Raw genomic sequence first — 17,610 nt, 5'->3', positions numbered from 1 at the left:
TATGACCCAAATCGACTACACCCGCGCCGCCAAGTACTTCCTTCTGCAAGACTTCTGGGTCGGCATGAAGCTGGGGCTGAAGTACTTCTTCGCCCCGAAAGCCACCGTGAACTACCCGCACGAAAAAGGCCCTCTGTCCCCGCGGTTCCGGGGCGAGCACGCCCTGCGTCGTTATCCCAACGGCGAGGAACGCTGCATCGCCTGCAAGCTCTGCGAGGCCGTGTGCCCGGCGCAAGCCATCACCATCGACGCCGAACCGCGCGAGGACGGCAGCCGCCGCACCACGCGGTACGACATCGACATGACCAAATGCATCTATTGCGGCTTCTGCCAAGAGGCGTGCCCGGTCGATGCCATTGTCGAAGGCCCGAACTTTGAATTCGCGACGGAAACCCGCGAAGAGCTGTTCTACGACAAGGAAAAACTCCTGTCGAACGGTGAACGCTGGGAGGCCGAGATCGCCCGCAATCTGGAAATGGACGCGCCGTACCGATGACTGACACGCCGACAAATCCGTTCGAGTTGATGATGAAGCAGGCTCAGGACATGGCCAAGGCGATGAACCCGGCGATGGAGAATTTCTCGCCCAAAGGGTTCGAGGCGCTGTGGCCGACCATGCCGAAAGAGGTCATGGAGATGATGTTCGGCAACACCGTCAACACCGACGGCCTGGATGCCAAGACCCGTCTGCTGCTGACACTGGCCGGGCTGACCTGTCAAGGCGCACAGGCCGATACCGCCGTGCGCCAGACCGTGCGCCATGCGCTGGAGGCGGGCGCAAAGAAACAAGAGATCGTGGAAACGATCGGTCAGATGTCGGTCTTTGCCGGCATCCCGGCCATGACCCGCGCGCTGGAATTGGCGCAGGAAGTCATGGGCGACAACGAGGATGAGGATCAATGACCGTCTTTGCCTTCTACCTGTTTGCCATCAGCGCCATCACCGGCGGGCTGTTCACGGTGATCAGCCGCCAGCCGGTGCACTCGGTGCTGTGGCTGATCCTGTCCTTCCTGTCTGCGGCGGGGCTGTTCGTGTTGCTGGGGGCCGAGTTCGTGGCGATGCTGCTGATCATCGTCTATGTAGGCGCGGTCGCGGTGCTGTTCCTGTTCGTGGTGATGATGCTGGACGTGGACTTTGCCGAGCTTAAGGCTGAGATGGCGCGCTATATGCCACTGGCCTTGCTGATCGGCCTTGTGATCCTGATGCAATTCGTCATGGCCTTTGGCGCATGGGATAGCGCTCAGGGTGCGGCGGCTAACCTTGCCCAGCCGGTCCCGGCGGACCGTCACAACACTGAGGCGCTCGGCGTCATCCTTTACGATCAATATTTCCTTCTGTTCCAACTGGCGGGCCTGATCCTGCTGGTGGCCATGATCGGCGCCATCGTGCTGACCCTGCGCCACCGTCAGGACATCAAGCGTCAGGACATCATCGGCCAGATGATGCGCGACCCGGCCAAGGCGATGGAGTTGAAGGACGTGAAACCGGGGCAGGGGCTTTAAGACGATGATCGGACTTGAACACTATCTTACGGTCGCGGCGACGCTGTTCGTCATCGGCATCTTCGGTCTCTTCCTGAACCGCAAGAACGTCATCATCCTGCTGATGAGCATCGAGTTGATGCTGCTGGCGGTGAATATCAACCTCGTGGCGTTTTCCAGCTTCCTCGGCGATCTGGTCGGTCAGGTGTTTACGCTGTTTGTTCTGACCGTTGCGGCGGCTGAGGCGGCGATTGGGCTGGCCATTCTGGTCTGCTTCTTCCGCAACCGCGGCACCATCGCGGTTGAAGACGTCAATATGATGAAGGGGTAAGGGATCATGGAAACCACCATCCTCTTTGCCCCGCTGGTGGGCGCGCTGATCTGCGGTTTCGGCTGGAAGTTCATTGGTGAGAAGGCAGCTATGTGGACGGCCACGGGCCTGCTGTTTCTGGCCTGTCTGTTGTCATGGATCGTGTTCTTCACCTTCGATGGGGTGACGCAGCAGATTGAGATCATGCGCTGGATCGAAAGCGGATCGCTGTCGACAAGCTGGGCCATCCGTCTGGACCGTCTGACCGCGATCATGCTGATCGTGGTGACGACCGTGTCGGCGCTGGTTCACCTGTATTCCTTCGGCTACATGGATCACGACCCGCAATGGCGCGAGGGCGAGAGCTATAAACCGCGTTTCTTTGCCTATCTGTCCTTCTTCACCTTTGCGATGCTGATGCTGGTGACGGCGGATAACCTTGTGCAGATGTTCTTTGGATGGGAGGGCGTGGGCGTCGCGTCTTATCTGCTGATCGGGTTCTATTACCGAAAGCCGAGCGCCAATGCTGCCGCGATGAAAGCGTTCATTGTGAACCGCGTAGGTGACTTTGGCTTTGCGCTGGGGATATTCGCGTTGTTCTTCCTAACGGACAGCATCAACTTCTCGGACATTTTCGCGTCAGCCCCAGAGCTTGCGGAAACGCAGTTGCATTTCCTGTGGGGCGAATGGACTGCGATCGAAGTGATCTGCGTGTTGCTGTTCATCGGTGCGATGGGCAAGTCGGCGCAGTTGATCCTGCACACCTGGCTGCCGGATGCGATGGAAGGCCCGACACCGGTGTCCGCCCTGATCCACGCCGCGACCATGGTGACCGCAGGTGTATTCCTGGTCTGCCGCATGTCGCCGTTGATGGAGTTTGCTCCGGGTGCGACCGGGTTCATCACGGTGCTGGGTGCCTCGACCGCGTTCTTTGCTGCGACCGTGGGTCTGGTTCAGACCGACATCAAGCGCGTCATCGCTTATTCGACCTGTTCGCAGTTGGGCTATATGTTCGTCGCTGCGGGTGTCGGCATGTATTCGGCGGCGATGTTCCACCTGTTCACGCATGCCTTTTTCAAAGCGCTGCTGTTCCTTGGTGCGGGTTCGGTGATCCACGCCATGCATCATGAACAGGAGATGACCGAGTATGGCGGGCTGCGCAAAAAGATCCCCTATACGTTCTGGGCGATGATGATCGGCACGCTGGCCATTACTGGTGTCGGCATCCCGCTGACCACCTTTGGTTTCGCTGGCTTCCTGTCGAAGGACGCAATCATCGAGAGCGCTTATGCAGGTGGTTCGGCCTACGGATTCTGGCTGCTTGTGATCGCGGCGGCGTTCACGTCCTTCTATAGCTGGCGTCTGATCTTCCTGACCTTCTACGGTGAGCCGCGCGGCGACAAACATACACATGAACACGCGCATGAAAGCCCAATGGTCATGCTGGTGCCGCTTGGTGTTCTGTCCCTGGGCGCGGTCTTTGCGGGCATGATCTGGTATGGAAATTTCTTCGGTCATGCGGATAAAGTCGGCAAGTTCTACGGCATCCCGGTGGCTGAGGCGTCGGAACATGCCGAGGCTGGTGATCACGGTACTGCCGGTGCGCATGGCGATGACAGCCACGCAAAAGATGGCCACGGTGACGATCACGCGGATGACGGTCATGGTGAGAAAGACGCTCATGGCGATCATCACTACGTCTTTGCAGGTGAGCCGGGCGAGGGTGCCCTGTATATGGCACCGGACAATCATATTCTGGACGAAGCGCATGCAGCCCCGAAATGGGTGAAAGTTTCGCCGTTCGTTGCGATGCTGTTGGGCTTTGTCGTGGCCTATTGGTTCTACATCGTGAACCCGTCACTGCCGGGACGTCTGGCTCAGAACCAGCGCCCGCTCTACCTGTTCCTCAAGAACAAGTGGTACTTTGATGAGATCTACGACGCGATCTTCGTCAAACCCACCGTGGCGCTTGGTCGGTTCCTGTGGAAACGCGGCGACGGCAACACGATTGACGGCTTCCTGAACGGTGTCGCAATGGGCGTTGTTCCCTTCTTTACCCGCCTCGCAGGCAAGGCGCAGACGGGTTACATCTTTACTTATGCCTTCTGGATGGTCTTGGGCATCGCGGCCCTTGTCACCTGGATGTCGATCGGCGGAGGCGCTCACTAATGGATAATATCCTCTCCATCGTCACCTTCATCCCCGCCGTGGCAGCAGGCATACTGGCCCTGTTTCTGCATGGCGAGGACGCGCCCGCTCAGCGCAACGCGAAATGGGTCGCGCTGGTGGCGACTACGGTGGCGTTCCTGGTTTCGATCGGTATCTATACGGGCTTTGATCCGTCCAACACCGGCTTTCAGATGGTGGAAGAAGGTGAGTGGCTGCTGGGCCTGAAATACAAGATGGGTGTCGACGGGATCAGTGTTCTGTTCGTGCTTCTGACCACGTTCATCATGCCGCTGACTATTCTGGCCAGCTGGAACGTGACCGACCGGGTCAAGGAATACATGATCGCCTTCCTGCTGCTGGAAACGCTGATGCTGGGCGTGTTCATGGCGTTGGATCTGGTGCTGTTCTACCTGTTCTTCGAAGCCGGTCTGATCCCGATGTTCCTGATCATCGGCATATGGGGCGGCAAGGACCGCATCTATGCCAGCTTCAAGTTCTTCCTCTACACCTTCCTTGGCTCGGTGCTGATGCTGGTGGCGATGGTCGCGATGTATGCGGATGCGGGCACCACGGATATCGAGGCGCTGATGAGCCATCAGTTCTCGTCCGAAGGGTTCAGCGTGCTGGGCGTCTACATCGTGGGTGGGATGCAAACGCTTATGTTCCTGGCGTTCTTCGCCTCGTTTGCGGTGAAGATGCCGATGTGGCCGGTCCACACTTGGCTGCCGGATGCACACGTGCAGGCGCCGACCGCAGGCTCGGTCGTGCTGGCAGCGATCCTGCTAAAGATGGGCGGCTATGGTTTCCTGCGGTTCAGCTTGCCGATGTTCCCAGTGGGCTCGGCTGTGATGACTGATCTGGTCCTGTGGATGTCGGCGATTGCTGTCGTCTATACCTCGCTGGTGGCGCTGGTGCAGGAGGATATGAAAAAGCTGATCGCCTATTCCTCAGTCGCGCATATGGGTTTTGTGACCATGGGGATATTTGCGGCGAACCAGCAGGGCATTGATGGCGCGATCTTCCAGATGCTGAGCCATGGGTTCATTTCGGCGGCGCTGTTCCTATGTGTCGGCGTGATCTATGACCGGATGCATACCCGCGATATCGAGGCGTATGGCGGTCTGGTCATTCGCATGCCCGCTTATGCACTGGTCTTTATGCTGTTCACGATGGCCAATGTGGGCCTGCCGGGTACCTCGGGCTTTATCGGTGAGTTTCTGACACTGATGGGTGCTTTCCAGGTCAATACATGGGTGACCGCAGTGGCGGCGACCGGAGTGATCTTTTCGGCCGGTTACGCCTTGTGGCTTTACCGCCGGGTGGTCTTTGGCGACCTGATCAAAGAAAGCCTGAAGGCAATGACCGACATGAGCTCGCGCGAGCGGCTGATCTTTGCGCCACTGATCATTATGACGATCCTGTTGGGTGTCTACCCGTCGCTTGTGACCGATGTTATCGGCAACTCGACCGCGGCATTGATTTCTAACTATGACACGGCTCTGGCCGCGGCTGAGGCCGTGAACCAGACAGCCGCTTCGCATTAAGGAGGCTTTGGAGAAATGATCCAGGCTGATCTGACAATAATTCTGCCAGAGATCGTTCTGGCTTTGTATGCGATGGCGGCGCTGATCGGGGCAGTTTACACCACCAAGGATGGGCTGGCGCCGGCATTGGTGTGGGCTACTGCCGGTTTGATGGCTTTGCTTGCGATATGGATCGCGACGAATGGTGATGGCACCAACGTGGCCTTCAACGGCATGTTTGTGGACGACGGTTTCGCGCGTTTTGCCAAGGTTGCGATCCTGTTGTCTGCCGCGGCCGTTCTGGTGATGAGTCAGGACTATATGGCGCGGCGCGGACTGCTTAGGTTCGAGTACCCGCTGCTTGTGGCCTTGGCTGCTGTGGGCATGATGATGATGGTCAGCGCGGGCGACCTGATGTCTCTTTACATGGGGCTAGAGCTGCAATCGCTGTCGCTTTATGTCGTGGCTGCCCTGCGTCGTGACAGCGCGAAATCCACCGAGGCCGGTCTGAAGTATTTCGTTCTGGGCGCGCTCAGCTCGGGCCTGCTGCTGTACGGTGCGTCGCTGGTGTACGGCTTCACGGGCACCACGCTGTTCTCGGGCATCATCCAGACGGTTCACCACGGAGACGTCTCGGTCGGGCTGCTGTTCGGGCTGATCTTCCTGATCTCGGGTCTGGCGTTCAAGGTCTCGGCTGTTCCGTTCCACATGTGGACGCCGGACGTGTACGAAGGCTCGCCCACGCCGATCACCGCTTTCTTTGCTACAGCGCCAAAAGTGGCGGCGATGGCTCTGTTTGCGCGGCTGCTGCACGATGCCTTTGGCGGAGTGGTCAAGGATTGGCAGCAGGTGATCGTCCTGCTCTCGTTCCTGTCGATGCTGCTGGGCGCGGTTGCGGCGATCGGTCAGCGAGACATCAAGCGACTGATGGCGTTTTCCTCGATTGCTCATATGGGCTATGCGCTGATTGGTCTGGCGGCTGGTACGGAAATGGGCATCAAGGCGATGCTGATGTACCTGGCGATTTACGTGACCATGAATATCGGAACTTTCGCCTTCATCCTGATGATGGAGCGCGATGGCAAGCCGGTGACGGATATCGACGCGCTGCGTCAGTACTCAAAACGCGATCCGGGCAAGGCGCTTGCGGTTCTCATCTTGATGTTCAGCCTTGCGGGTGTACCGCCGATGCTGGGCTTTTTTGCCAAGTTCGGCGTGTGGCAAGCTGGTGTCGGCGCAGGGCTGACCGGTCTGGTAATCGTTTCGGCCATATCTTCGGTCATTGGGGCGTTCTACTACCTTCGGATCGTGTTCTACATGTATTTCGGCGCTGAGAATGATGACCCGATCGAAACGAATTCCTCTCCTGTACTGTGGGGGGCATTGATGGGGTCGGCTGCCTTGATGCTGATCGGGGTTTTTTACCAGTTCGGTGTCGAAGGCGCAGCGGCTGCTGCGGCTGCAACACTTGTCAACTGATAGCCGCATCATCCAGACGCAGGAGGCTCGGTCGTCAGACCGGGCCTTTTTGACATGACCCAATGGCCGCAAGGATATGGTCTGCACGTTTTGCAGGAAGTGGACAGCACGCTGAACGAGGCAGCGCGCATCGCGTCGACTGCGCAAGGCCCGGTTTGGATATTGGCGCACCACCAGACAGCAGCTCGGGGTCGGCGCGGTCGGGCGTGGGAGAACCCAAAGGGCAACCTTGCGGCGACCTTGCTTCTTCGCCCCGAGGGAAGCCCGGAACACGCTGCGTTGCGCAGTTTCGTGGCAGCACTGTCCCTATTTGATGCTTGTGTGGCGGTCACGGGTCGCGCCAGTGGCCTGTCTCTGAAGTGGCCAAATGACGTCTTGCTGAACGGTGGCAAGCTGGCAGGCATTTTGTTGGAAAGCACCGGGCAGGGGCGCGGGATATCTCACCTGGCGGTTGGGATTGGCGTGAACCTGTCCCAAGCCCCACCTGCGCAGGCGATTGAACCCGGTGCCGTGCGTCCGGTTTCGCTGCTATCGGAAACCGGCGCGGATGTGACCCCCGAGGACTTCTTGACCGAGCTTGCTGCTGCATTTGCAAAGTATGAAAGCCAATTCGTGACTTACGGCTTTGAACCGATCCGCACCGCCTGGCTTGCGCGCGCGGCTCGGCTGGGTGAGGTGATCACCGCCCGTACCGCAGCGTCCGAGACGGTGGGAACCTTTGAAACAGTGGACGCGGGCGGCAACCTTGTCTTAAACACCGCCAAAGGCCGCGTCAGCATTCCGGCGGCGGATGTGTTTTTCTGAAGGAGGCTCAAATGCTTCTGGCAATTGACTGCGGCAATACGAATACGGTGTTTTCGATCTGGGATGGCGAAACCTTCCTGTGCACTCTGCGCACGTCGACGCACCACTCACGAACAGCAGATGCGTATTTCACGTGGTATTCCACACTGGTGAAACACTATGGCATCGATGCGGACATCACGGATGTGATCATCGCCTCAACCGTGCCGCGCGTGGTCTTCAACCTGCGTATATTCGCAGACAGGTTCTTTGGTTGCAGACCGCTGGTGGTTGGCAAACCTGAATGCCTGCTGCCCGTGGCCCCTCGCATTGACGAAGGAACCATCCCCGGCCCGGACAGGCTGGCCAATGCGGTTGGCGCGTTTGACCGTCACGGCGGCGATGTCGTCGTGGTCGATTTCGGCACTGCCACGAATTTTGACGTGGTCGCCTCGGATGGGGCTTATGTCGGTGGGATCATCGCTCCGGGAGTCAACCTCAGCCTTGAGGCATTGCACCAGGGCGCGGCCGCGCTGCCGCATATCGACATTACACGTCCCGAAAAGGTGATCGGTACGAATACGGTTGGCTGTATTCAATCCGGCGTGTATTGGGGCTATTCGGGATTGATCGAAGGGCTGATTGCCCGCATCAAAGCGGAATACGGAATGCCGATGAAGGTCGTTGGAACCGGGGGGCTTGCGCCCCTGTTCGACCAGGCGGACGTTGGGTTTGACGCGATCGAGGATGACCTGACGATGCACGGCCTGACCGTGATCCATCGCTATAACAAGGAAAATGGCTCAACATGAGCAGTGAACGACTGATCTATCTGCCGCTGGGCGGTGCAGGCGAAATCGGCATGAATGCCTATGTTTACGGCTATGGTAAGCCGGGGCAGGAGCGTCTGATCCTCGTCGATCTCGGGGTGACATTCCCGGACATGGACACAACGCCGGGCGTCGATCTGATCCACGCCGACATCTCGTGGCTGCAAGAGCGTGCTGATCGTCTGGACGCGGTGTTTGTCACCCATGCCCACGAAGACCACGTAGGTGCAGTCGCCCATTGCTATGAGGCATTGGGCGCGCCGATCTATGCCCGCGCCTTCACCGCGAACATTGCGCGACGCAAAATGGAAGAGCATGGCCATCCCGAAGATGCCGTGCAGACGGTTTCTGCCTGGCCAGAGCAGATTTCAGTTGGCCCTTTCACGGTTGGATTCTTGCCGGTTTCACATTCGATCCCCGAAAGCGCGGCACTGGTCATTGATACACCCGAAGGGCGGATCGTGCATTCCGGTGACTTCAAGCTGGATGCCAACCCGGTTGTGGGTGAGCCTTTCGACCCGGATCTCTGGGCCGAAGTCGCAAAGCCCGGCGTTAAAGCGCTGGTGTGTGACAGTACCAACGTGTTTTCCCCCCATGACGGGCGATCGGAATCCGAGGTTGGGCCAGAAATTACCAAGCTGGTCGAAAATGCCAGCGGCATGGTCGTGGCCACGACCTTTGCGTCGAATGTCGCGCGGGTGAAAACGCTGGCCGAGGCGGGGCAAAAAGCGGGGCGCTCGGTCGTTTTGTTGGGCCGCGCGATGCGCCGGATGATCGAAGCAGCGACCGAAACAGGAATTCTCTCGGATTTCCCCAAAGTAATCAGCGCAGAAGAGGCGGTGGATGTGCCGCGCCAGAACCTGATGCTGATCGTGACCGGCAGCCAGGGCGAGCGTCGCGCTGCCAGTGCACAACTGGCCCGTGGCAAATACCGAGGGCTGGAGTTGAAAGAGGGCGACCTGTTCCTGTTCTCGTCCAAGACAATTCCGGGGAACGAGCGGGGCGTGATCTTCATCATCAACCAGCTCAGCGAAAAAGGCGTGGATGTCGTGGATGACAGTTCCGGCCTGTATCACGTTTCAGGCCATGCCAACCGGCCGGATCTTGAGAAAGTGCACGCGCTGATCGACCCTCAGATCGTCATTCCGATGCATGGTGAGCATCGACACCTGCGCGAGCACGCGAAATTGGCCAAAGCCGGTGGTCGGGCGGGTGTTCTGGCCGTGAACGGCACCATGCTGGACCTGACCGGCAATGCGCCGCAGGTGGTGGATTATGTCGAAACGGGCCGGACATATCTGGACGGTACGGTCAAGGTTGGCGCTTTGGACGGCGTGGTGCGTGACCGAATCCGAATGGCGCTGAACGGTCATGTGACCGTGACGGTCATTCTTGATGATGAAGACGAACCGCTGGGCGAACCATGGTGCGATACGATGGGACTGCCTGAGTTGGGAACGTCCAGGGCGGCCTTGGTCGAAGTGCTGGAAGAAGACCTGAACCAGTTCCTGATGCGCGCCGATGCCAAGACGCTGCGCGATGACGACAAGCTGGAAGAAGCGATGCGCCGTATTGTGCGCCAGACAGCCAAGGCAGAGATTGGCAAAAAGCCCGAAGTCACAACTGTCATCAGTCGTCTTAGGGCATAGGATAGCCTTTGAGCTTTAGAAACAAGCTCTCCTCTTCCTGATTCAGCAGGAAGGGGACCGACGTTGGCGGTGCGGTGTCTGTAACCCGCGCCGTGATTTCGGCCAGAACGACTTCGGTAATAAAAGGAAGGTCGAATTCGCGTGCGCGTTCCAACGGGACCCATTGCAGATGGGACAGCTCATCCGACGCGCGGCTGAAATCATCCAGATCCCCTTGAATTGCAGAAGCATCGACAAGGAAAAACCGCGCATCAAATCGACGGGGACGCCCAGGAGGGGTCACAGCGCGGAACACGAACTGCAGTGCCTCGGCCGCCGGACGATAACCTAGCTCGGCGAAACCGGTCCAATCCACTGGGGCGGGCGCAGGCCATGCTTCGGGGTGCCCCAAAACCAGCCCGGTTTCCTCCCACAACTCACGAATTGCGGCGGCGGCCAGCGCGTTTTGGAGGTTCGGTTCGGACCGCTCGGCCAGGCGTTCTTGGCACAGGGGCGGCATGGCAGAGGCCAGAGGGATCTCGGCATCTTCCTTGTCGACCGCGCCTCCGGGAAACACGAACTTATTGGGCATGAACGCGGCTTTAGCCCCACGTTGCCCCATCAGGATGGACGGCTTTGTCATACGGTCACGCAGAACGATAACCGTCGCCGCGTCACGGATCGCTGTTTTATCAACCGTCATGATGTGCCCATCTGGATAGTCCGGGTCATTACGACTTTTCAAACCCGTTCATGCGGCGCGCCCATTGATAGGCAACTACGGCACCTTTCAGTCGCGGCAATAGGAAAAGGGATAGCGCCGTGCAGCCTATCGCGAATATCAGGAACATCGTCAAAGGCTCGGGCCGCCAATGCACGTATGAGACATGCAGAGCAGGTGCCAGCAAATGTCCGACCAGCAGAATCGTCAGGTAAGCCGGGCCGTCATCCGCCCTGTGGTGAAACAGTTCTTGCCCACAGGACGCGCAACTGTCGTTCACCTTTAGATAGCTATGCAACAGCTTTCCTTCACCGCATTTCGGGCAACGGCACCGAAACCCTTTGACCAATGCAGGCCAGGTCGGGCGTTCGTGCTGGGCTATGGTGTCGATCGTCTGATCTGTCATTGTGATACTCACACGTTCCAGTTTGAGGGATATTGCGCATCTTTTCCTCTGCAGAAAAGGGGGGTGCGTCGCTTTGTGCGCCTGCGCAGTGAATAAACTTTTTCGGATTTCTGCGACGGAACCCACGCATCGCCGCGTTTGAACCTATGTGAGCAGCGGCAAAGACGCCGCACAAACAAAGGAAAACCGATATGAAAAGCGCGAAGTTTATCCCGGCGATTGTCCTTTCTGCGGTCGCGATTACAGGCACCTCGGTTCTGGCGGCAGGTCCGCGCGGTCACGAACCTGTGACCTTTGAAGAACTAGACGCCAACAATGACGGTCAGGTGACGCTTGAAGAAATGCAGGCCCACCGAAGCCAGCGATTCACCGACGCCGATACTGACGGCGATGGCCAGTTGAGCGTTGAGGAACTGCAGGCGGCCAGCCAGAAGAAGGTGAACGAGCGCGTCTCGAAGATGTTCGAGAGGCACGATGCCAATCAGGACGGTTTTCTGAGCGAGGATGAGTTGCCCAAACCGCGCCGCGCTGACAAGATGTTTGACCGTATAGACGCAGACAATAGCGGTGCGATTTCGGAACAGGAATTTGCGGATGCGAAAAGCAAGATGGGTCGGCACCACAAGAAACGCGACAAGGGCGGTTCTGACGACAGCTGATGCGGGATGGAGGATCTGACCTCTCCACTGAACGATGTTCGCGGTGCCGCCTGCACCGCGGACACGCCCAGCGATGACGTCTTGCTGGGTCAGTTCGCCCTTGGCGATGCAGCCGCCGCGCGCGTTCTGACTGACCGGCTTGGGCCGCGAAGTTTTTCGGTTGCCCTACGGATGCTGGGTTCACGGGCTGAGGCCGAAGATATCACGCAAGAGGCCATGATGCGCCTGTGGAAGGTGGCTCCGGAATGGGTTTCTGGGCAGGCCAAGGTTTCAACATGGCTGTATCGCGTAACGATGAACCTGTGCGTGGATTATCTGCGCAAGCAGAAACCTGACCAACTGGCAGAGATTCCTGAGCCAGAGAATGGTCAGGCCAGTGTTGCCGAGCGCATGCAGGACGACGCCCGCAAAGATGCGCTGCAACTGGCCTTGTCGCAATTGCCCGAGCGTCAGCGACAGGCCGTTGTATTGCGGCATATCGAAGAATTGCCCAACCCCGAGATTGCCGGGATCATGGGCATTTCCGTAGAAGCGGTCGAGAGTTTGACTGCTCGTGGCAAGCGGGCTTTGACAGGGATATTGGCCGGAAGACGAGATGAACTGGGGTATGACCGATGACTGAAGACGAAAAACGCTTGGATCAGTTGTTTGCGCAGGCCCGGCAGGACCGGCCAGAGTTGCCTGACGCGCTTGCGGTTCGCATCTTGACCGACGCGGAAGAAGTGCGCCTCGGCCAGACGAAGCCGGCAGGCAAGCCCTCTCGGGCGCTTTGGGCGCGGATTGTTGACGGCGTCGGAGGTTGGCAAGGCATGGGCGGGCTGGTTGCGGCCAGTGTTGCAGGGGTTTGGATCGGTTTTGCCGCGCCTGGTTTCCTGCCGGACCCGGCGACAATTCTATTCGGTCAAGACACCAGCATAGTGCTCGCGGATCTTGACACATCATTTCTGGAGGACGCCGAATGAGCGATAGCCCAAAACCCAAGCGTCGGTGGATGCCAGTCTTGTTGGGCGTGTCCTTGGCCCTGAACTTGCTGATCATTGGAATTGCAGTTGGAGCGACCCTTCGTGTCAAAGGAGGCGAACGCGCCAAGGCTCCGCCCGGCTTTGGTTCGGCGCTCTATCGGGCCTTGCCGAAAGAGGACCGGAAGGCTTTGCGTGGGGATTTGTCGGACCGGCACAGGAAAGGGGCCAGCAGTCGGTATCAGGACTTTGCGGCGCTGAACGAGGCATTGCGCGCCAAACCTTTTGACCCGGCCACCATCCAGACCCTTCTGACCCGACAAGCGCAGTCCACGGCCGAACTGCAAGTTGCATTGCAGAACAAGTGGCTTGCTCGCATTTCGGCGATGACCGATGCCGAGCGCGCGGCCTATGCGAACCGGCTGGAAGAAGTCATTCGGCGCGGGCCGCATGACCGCAAGAAAAAGAATTGAAGGGTCAGGCAGCGCATTGTCTGACCCGAACCTGATTTCTTCCGGCCCGTTTCGCGGCATAAAGCGCGGTATCGGCGGATTTTATCAAACCATCCAACGGTTCCCGTTGCGAATGTGGCGGTTGGGTCGCGATAAGCCCGATACTGATTGTCACCGGCACCCTGTTCAAAGAGCCGGGCAGGGCAAACGGTGTCTGGCGAATACAGTCGCATAGGGTACGGGCCGTGGACAGGGCCGATGCTTGGGTCGTTTCTGGCAAACCAATCAGAAACTCTTCGCCACCTATGCGAGCGACGAAGCCGGATGAACCGACTGTGCGCTCCATCCTTCGTCCGGCTTCGGTCAGAACAAAGTCGCCCGCGTCGTGGCCATAGCGGTCGTTAATGGATTTGAAATGGTCCAGATCAGCCAGCATAACGGCAAATCCCTGCTCGACCCGAGAGGATTTCCGAGCGATCTGATCCATTGCCCGCATTGCATAGCGACGATTGTGCAGACCGGTCAGGGGGTCGATCCAGGATTCGGCGATCCCGCGGTGAAGCGACGCGCGCATTTGGTCCATTCGGATTTTCCGAGCGATCTGGTTTTCCAGTCTCAGTAAAACTTCTTCGGGGCAAAAACCGCCCAAACAGATCGCATCCACCCCACGATCAAGCGCCTCGGACGCGAGAGCGGCGTTTTCTTGGGGCAGAACCCCGATCAATACGGTTCGCCGCGTTGCACCCCTGGACCTGAGATCGGCAAGGGTATTTAAATCTGAGGCGTTTGCCCCGATTTCAACTACGATTGCATCCGGAAGCGGCCCTGACAAAAGCCTCTGCAAATTCGAGGATGTGTGAGCGGTCAGGTTATGGCGCGTGCGATCTGACAGCGCCTTGTGCCACAGCGCGCTTGTTCTGGAAGTCTGGGCCAGAACAGCAACACGCGCTTTCTTTCGCGGAGCATTGAAACCCGCAACAGGTTCAGCAAAACCAATCGGCTGCGACCCGCTTCCGACCTTGAGCTCCTGCGTGTCGACTCGTGCACGAAGCAGGCTGCGGACCCGGGCCAGCAATAGTGTATCTTTGAAAGGCGGGGCAAGGACATCGTCCAATCCGTCGGCAAGCGCTTGCAGCCTGGCGGCCCTGTCGTTTTGCGCGGCAATGGCGACAACCGGCACGTCCACAAGATCCGGGTCTGCCGCCACCAGATTTTTGACGTCCGCGGCAGTGCCATCAGGAAGCGATTGCGCCGTCAGCACAAGATCGGGCCGCGTACGCCTTAATAACCCGGTCAGACCGTCCAGTTTTTCACCTTGGACCACGTGATACCAAGCGGCTGTCAGCTGAACTTTCAGCATGATGCGATTGGTAGAGGTCCCGTCTAGGACAAGGATGGTTCCCTGCACGGACATATGAGTCACCGTTGATTGCATGTGTTGCCAAAGTCTTTATGAGTCTGGTTAACAAACCCTTTCCAATGTCTGATCCGGGGTCACTTTTATGGCACTCTCTGCCCAATCCGCTGAAACGCTGGCGCTCGATGTTCTGGGCTGGCTGGTGGGGAACGAAGAACTTTTGCCTGTGTTTCTTGGCTCGACCGGTGCGTCCGCTCGGGACATCAGAGACGGGGCGGGTGACACGGGTTTCCTTGGGTCCGTGCTGGACTTTCTAATGCTTGACGATTCGTGGGTGGTGGCCTTTTGTGATGCCAATTCCGTACCTTACGAGTTGCCCGGCCAAGCGCGTGTCGTTCTATCTGGCGGCGCGGATGTTCACTGGACCTGAGTTCTAACTTTTCTGGAGTCTACAATGCCCATCGACGCGATCCTGTTCGACAAGGACGGTACTCTGTTTGATTTCGCAAACACCTGGGGGGCTTTTGGGCGCAACGTATTGTTGCGGCTGGCAGAGGGAAATCACCAGCACGCTGCCGAACTGGGTCGCGTTATCGGGTTTGACCTGGAAAAGGTGGCTTATTCGGAAGATAGCGTCGTTATCGCAGGAACAGTGGAGGAGGTCGCCGAGGCATTGGCCCCTCATCTTCCTGAAATGACGCAGGACGCCCTTATAGATGTATTGAATACCGAGTCAGCTTTGGCGCCGCAGGCACCTGCGGTTCCGTTGGTTCCCTTTTTGGATGGTCTACGGCAGGCAGGCTTGAAACTGGGCGTGGCCACGAATGACGGAGAGATGCCCGCGTTAGAGCATCTGGCCTCGGCCGGTATTCGCGATCACTTTGATTTTGTCGCGGGGTATGACAGCGGGCACGGTTTCAAGCCGGGTCCGGGGCAGCTTTTGGCGTTTGCTGCGCATGTTGAGGTTTCCCCCGAACGGGTCGCCATGGTTGGCGACAGCCTTCACGACCTGCAAGCCGGGCGCGCGGCAGGCATGACTACAGTCGGAGTGCTGACCGGACTTGCGCAAGCCGACGCGCTGGCGCCAATGGCTGATGTTGTGCTGCCTGACATCGGGCATATTCCGGGATGGTTGGCGAAGTTCTGAACAAATTGGCGTCAGAATCGCCGGTTCGGGCATTGAATCCGACATAGCTTGTCGCAGACAGAGCGGCCAGCCGTCGGACTTCGGGGCTTGCTTGAGAAAAGGCAAGCTCCGGGAGGATCCAATGGCCGAGACAAAAACGCGTAGACGCCGCAGCGGAGGGCGCGCGGGTGCCGCCGAGCGCCGAGGAACCGCGGTGATTGACCAGATGCCCTGGAGCCCTCCGGTCAATATCGACAATCCCACCGAACCTCTGGATGAAGCCGGTATCGAGGCGGTTCACGAAGGGGCCATGCGCATCCTCGAAGAGATCGGGATCGAATTCTACAACGAAGAAGCCATCGCAATCCTGCGCGAAGCCGGATGCACGATAGAGGGCGACAATGTCCGTATGGGGCGCGACTTTGTCATGGAGATGGTCCGAAAAGCTCCGTCTTCTTTCACGATAACGCCGCGCAACCCGGATCGGAAGATCGAGATCGGCGGGAAAAACATGCTTTTCGGAAACGTGTCTTCGCCACCGAATTACTGGGACATGGAGATCGGAACCAAAGTACCGGGCAACCGAGAAATGTGTCGGAACCTGTTGAAATTGACGCAGTATTTCAACTGTATCCACTTTGCTGGCGGGTATCCGGTTGAGCCGGTTGATATCCATGCCAGCGTTCGCCACCTTGATGTGCTCTATGACAAGCTGACCCTGACGGACAAGGCGATGCACGCTTATTCTCTGGGCAAGGAGCGGGTCGAAGATGTCATGGAGATGGTGCGGATCGCAGGTGGTCTGAGCGATGAGGAATTCGAGGCAGAGCCCCGGATGTATACGAACATCAACTCGACCTCGCCGTTGAAACATGACCATCCAATGATTGACGGATGCCTGCGCCTGGCGCGGAGAGGGCAGGCCATTGTCGTGACCCCGTTCACTCTTGCGGGGGCAATGGCCCCGGTGACGATGGCCGGGGCGGTGGCGCAGTCTCTGGCCGAGGCGCTGTGTGCGATCGCTTTGTTCCAGTATGTGCGTCCGGGTATCCCCTGCGTGATCGGTACATTTACCTCCAATGTCGACATGAAGTCGGGTGCGCCTGCATTCGGGACACCGGAATACATGCGCTCGACCCAGATGACAGGCCAGATGGCGCGGTATTACGGTCTGCCGATGCGATCTTCTGGAGTGTGCGCGGCCAACGTTCCAGACGGGCAATCCGTTTGGGAGACCTCAAACTCTCTTTGGGCAGCCGTTCAATCGGGCACCAACATGGTTTATCACGCAGCCGGTTGGCTTGAAGGTGGGCTGATCGCAAGCCCGGAAAAGTTCATTATGGACTGCGAGATTCTGCAGCAAATTCAACGCTATATGCAGCCAGAAATCACGGCCACCGGACCGGATGAAATTGCGTTGGAGGCAATTAAGGCGGTAGGAAACGATGGCCACTTCTTTGGCATCCAACACACGCAGGATCGCTATACGACCGCGTTTTATCAGCCGTTCCTGAGCGATTGGAAAAACTACGAAGGCTGGAACGTTGCCGGAGGAATCTGGACGGCAGAGCGTGCGCATCACATGTTCAAGGAAATTATCACCAGCTTCGAGTCTCCGGCGATGGATGACGGAATACGCGAAGAATTGGCAGACTTCGTGACCCGCCGAAAAGCAGAAGGAGGGGCTCCGACGGATTTCTAGTCCACGGGGGCAACTTCTGGTTTGA

The 17,610-nt window shown here is 58.3% G+C and carries 20 protein-coding genes; 17 read left to right on the top strand and 3 right to left on the bottom strand.

The window, feature by feature from the left end; all coding sequences use genetic code 11:
- Nucleotide 1: 1 nt before the first annotated feature.
- Genes nuoI through ACR0LH_RS07670 form a run of 10 tightly spaced genes read left to right on the top strand, consistent with a single transcriptional unit; the run spans nt 2 to nt 10,224 of the window.
- Nucleotides 2–496 (top strand): NADH-quinone oxidoreductase subunit NuoI, encoded by a 495-nt coding sequence (nuoI, locus tag ACR0LH_RS07715; RefSeq protein ID WP_170384239.1) that lies wholly within the window; start codon nt 2–4, stop codon nt 494–496.
- Nucleotides 493–903: a carboxymuconolactone decarboxylase family protein gene (locus ACR0LH_RS07710; RefSeq protein WP_170384237.1), complete on the top strand. Its 411-nt coding sequence runs from the start codon at nt 493–495 to the stop codon at nt 901–903. The genes nuoI and ACR0LH_RS07710 overlap by 4 nt, the downstream gene beginning before the upstream one ends.
- Nucleotides 900–1,502: an NADH-quinone oxidoreductase subunit J gene (locus ACR0LH_RS07705; RefSeq protein WP_039534292.1), complete on the top strand. Its 603-nt coding sequence runs from the start codon at nt 900–902 to the stop codon at nt 1,500–1,502. The genes ACR0LH_RS07710 and ACR0LH_RS07705 overlap by 4 nt, the downstream gene beginning before the upstream one ends.
- Before the next feature lie 4 nt (nt 1,503–1,506).
- The gene (nuoK, locus tag ACR0LH_RS07700) at nt 1,507–1,812 is read left to right on the top strand and encodes an NADH-quinone oxidoreductase subunit NuoK (protein WP_005984024.1); all 306 of its coding nucleotides are present in this window, start codon (nt 1,507–1,509) and stop codon (nt 1,810–1,812) included.
- Between the two features lie 6 nt (nt 1,813–1,818).
- The gene (nuoL, locus tag ACR0LH_RS07695) at nt 1,819–3,960 is read left to right on the top strand and encodes an NADH-quinone oxidoreductase subunit L (protein ID WP_480720381.1); all 2,142 of its coding nucleotides are present in this window, start codon (nt 1,819–1,821) and stop codon (nt 3,958–3,960) included.
- A complete protein-coding gene (locus ACR0LH_RS07690; protein ID WP_480720380.1) occupies nt 3,960–5,504 on the top strand; it encodes an NADH-quinone oxidoreductase subunit M in 1,545 nt (514 codons plus the stop codon). Before nuoL ends, ACR0LH_RS07690 begins: the two co-directional genes overlap by 1 nt.
- Before the next feature lie 15 nt (nt 5,505–5,519).
- Nucleotides 5,520–6,962, top strand: a complete 1,443-nt coding sequence (gene nuoN / locus ACR0LH_RS07685) for an NADH-quinone oxidoreductase subunit NuoN (RefSeq protein ID WP_480720378.1) — start codon at nt 5,520–5,522, stop codon at nt 6,960–6,962.
- Nucleotides 6,963–7,016: 54 nt separating this feature from the next.
- Nucleotides 7,017–7,766 carry a biotin--[acetyl-CoA-carboxylase] ligase gene (locus ACR0LH_RS07680; RefSeq protein ID WP_480720376.1) on the top strand — a complete coding sequence of 250 codons (750 nt, stop codon included), beginning with the start codon at nt 7,017–7,019 and terminating at the stop codon, nt 7,764–7,766.
- An 11-nt stretch (nt 7,767–7,777) separates the two neighbouring features.
- Nucleotides 7,778–8,557 carry a type III pantothenate kinase gene (locus ACR0LH_RS07675; RefSeq protein WP_170384226.1) on the top strand — a complete coding sequence of 260 codons (780 nt, stop codon included), beginning with the start codon at nt 7,778–7,780 and terminating at the stop codon, nt 8,555–8,557.
- The gene (locus ACR0LH_RS07670; RefSeq protein WP_480720374.1) at nt 8,554–10,224 is read left to right on the top strand and encodes a ribonuclease J; all 1,671 of its coding nucleotides are present in this window, start codon (nt 8,554–8,556) and stop codon (nt 10,222–10,224) included. Before ACR0LH_RS07675 ends, ACR0LH_RS07670 begins: the two co-directional genes overlap by 4 nt.
- Here ACR0LH_RS07670 and ACR0LH_RS07665 read toward each other — a convergent pair.
- The gene (locus ACR0LH_RS07665) at nt 10,214–10,906 is read right to left on the bottom strand and encodes an NUDIX hydrolase (RefSeq protein WP_170410832.1); all 693 of its coding nucleotides are present in this window, start codon (nt 10,904–10,906) and stop codon (nt 10,214–10,216) included. The two genes, ACR0LH_RS07670 and ACR0LH_RS07665, sit on opposite strands and share 11 nt — an antisense overlap.
- Nucleotides 10,907–10,934: 28 nt before the next feature.
- Nucleotides 10,935–11,330, bottom strand: a complete 396-nt coding sequence (locus tag ACR0LH_RS07660) for a DUF983 domain-containing protein (protein WP_170384220.1) — start codon at nt 11,328–11,330, stop codon at nt 10,935–10,937.
- Nucleotides 11,331–11,521: 191 nt separating this feature from the next.
- On the opposite strand from ACR0LH_RS07660, the gene ACR0LH_RS07655 reads away from it, so the two are divergent.
- Genes ACR0LH_RS07655 through ACR0LH_RS07640 form a run of 4 tightly spaced genes read left to right on the top strand, consistent with a single transcriptional unit; the run spans nt 11,522 to nt 13,421 of the window.
- Nucleotides 11,522–11,989, top strand: coding sequence for an EF-hand domain-containing protein (locus ACR0LH_RS07655; protein WP_170483776.1), 468 nt, complete (start codon nt 11,522–11,524; stop codon nt 11,987–11,989).
- Between the two features lie 6 nt (nt 11,990–11,995).
- A complete protein-coding gene (locus ACR0LH_RS07650) occupies nt 11,996–12,607 on the top strand; it encodes an RNA polymerase sigma factor (protein WP_480720372.1) in 612 nt (203 codons plus the stop codon).
- Nucleotides 12,604–12,951, top strand: coding sequence for a hypothetical protein (locus ACR0LH_RS07645; protein ID WP_480720370.1), 348 nt, complete (start codon nt 12,604–12,606; stop codon nt 12,949–12,951). Before ACR0LH_RS07650 ends, ACR0LH_RS07645 begins: the two co-directional genes overlap by 4 nt.
- Nucleotides 12,948–13,421, top strand: coding sequence for a periplasmic heavy metal sensor (locus ACR0LH_RS07640; protein ID WP_480720368.1), 474 nt, complete (start codon nt 12,948–12,950; stop codon nt 13,419–13,421). The genes ACR0LH_RS07645 and ACR0LH_RS07640 overlap by 4 nt, the downstream gene beginning before the upstream one ends.
- 4 nt (nt 13,422–13,425) lie before the next feature.
- Here the strand turns inward: ACR0LH_RS07640 and ACR0LH_RS07635 are convergent, their stop codons facing one another.
- Nucleotides 13,426–14,814 (bottom strand): diguanylate cyclase, encoded by a 1,389-nt coding sequence (locus ACR0LH_RS07635; protein ID WP_480720366.1) that lies wholly within the window; start codon nt 14,812–14,814, stop codon nt 13,426–13,428.
- Nucleotides 14,815–14,902: 88 nt separating this feature from the next.
- On the opposite strand from ACR0LH_RS07635, the gene ACR0LH_RS07630 reads away from it, so the two are divergent.
- The 3 genes from ACR0LH_RS07630 (at nt 14,903) to ACR0LH_RS07620 (ending at nt 17,585) form a co-directional block, all read left to right on the top strand.
- The gene (locus tag ACR0LH_RS07630) at nt 14,903–15,187 is read left to right on the top strand and encodes a DUF3572 domain-containing protein (RefSeq protein WP_480720365.1); all 285 of its coding nucleotides are present in this window, start codon (nt 14,903–14,905) and stop codon (nt 15,185–15,187) included.
- Nucleotides 15,188–15,211: 24 nt separating this feature from the next.
- Nucleotides 15,212–15,904 (top strand): HAD family hydrolase, encoded by a 693-nt coding sequence (locus tag ACR0LH_RS07625; protein WP_170562434.1) that lies wholly within the window; start codon nt 15,212–15,214, stop codon nt 15,902–15,904.
- A 121-nt stretch (nt 15,905–16,025) separates the two neighbouring features.
- On the top strand, nt 16,026–17,585 hold the full coding sequence (locus tag ACR0LH_RS07620; protein WP_480720364.1) for a trimethylamine methyltransferase family protein: 1,560 nt from the start codon (nt 16,026–16,028) through the stop codon (nt 17,583–17,585).
- The last annotated feature ends 25 nt before the right edge of the window (nt 17,586–17,610 follow it).

It is taken from the genome of Ruegeria sp. CL6, assembly GCF_056536465.1.
This window is presented reverse-complemented; position numbering and strand designations above follow the sequence as displayed.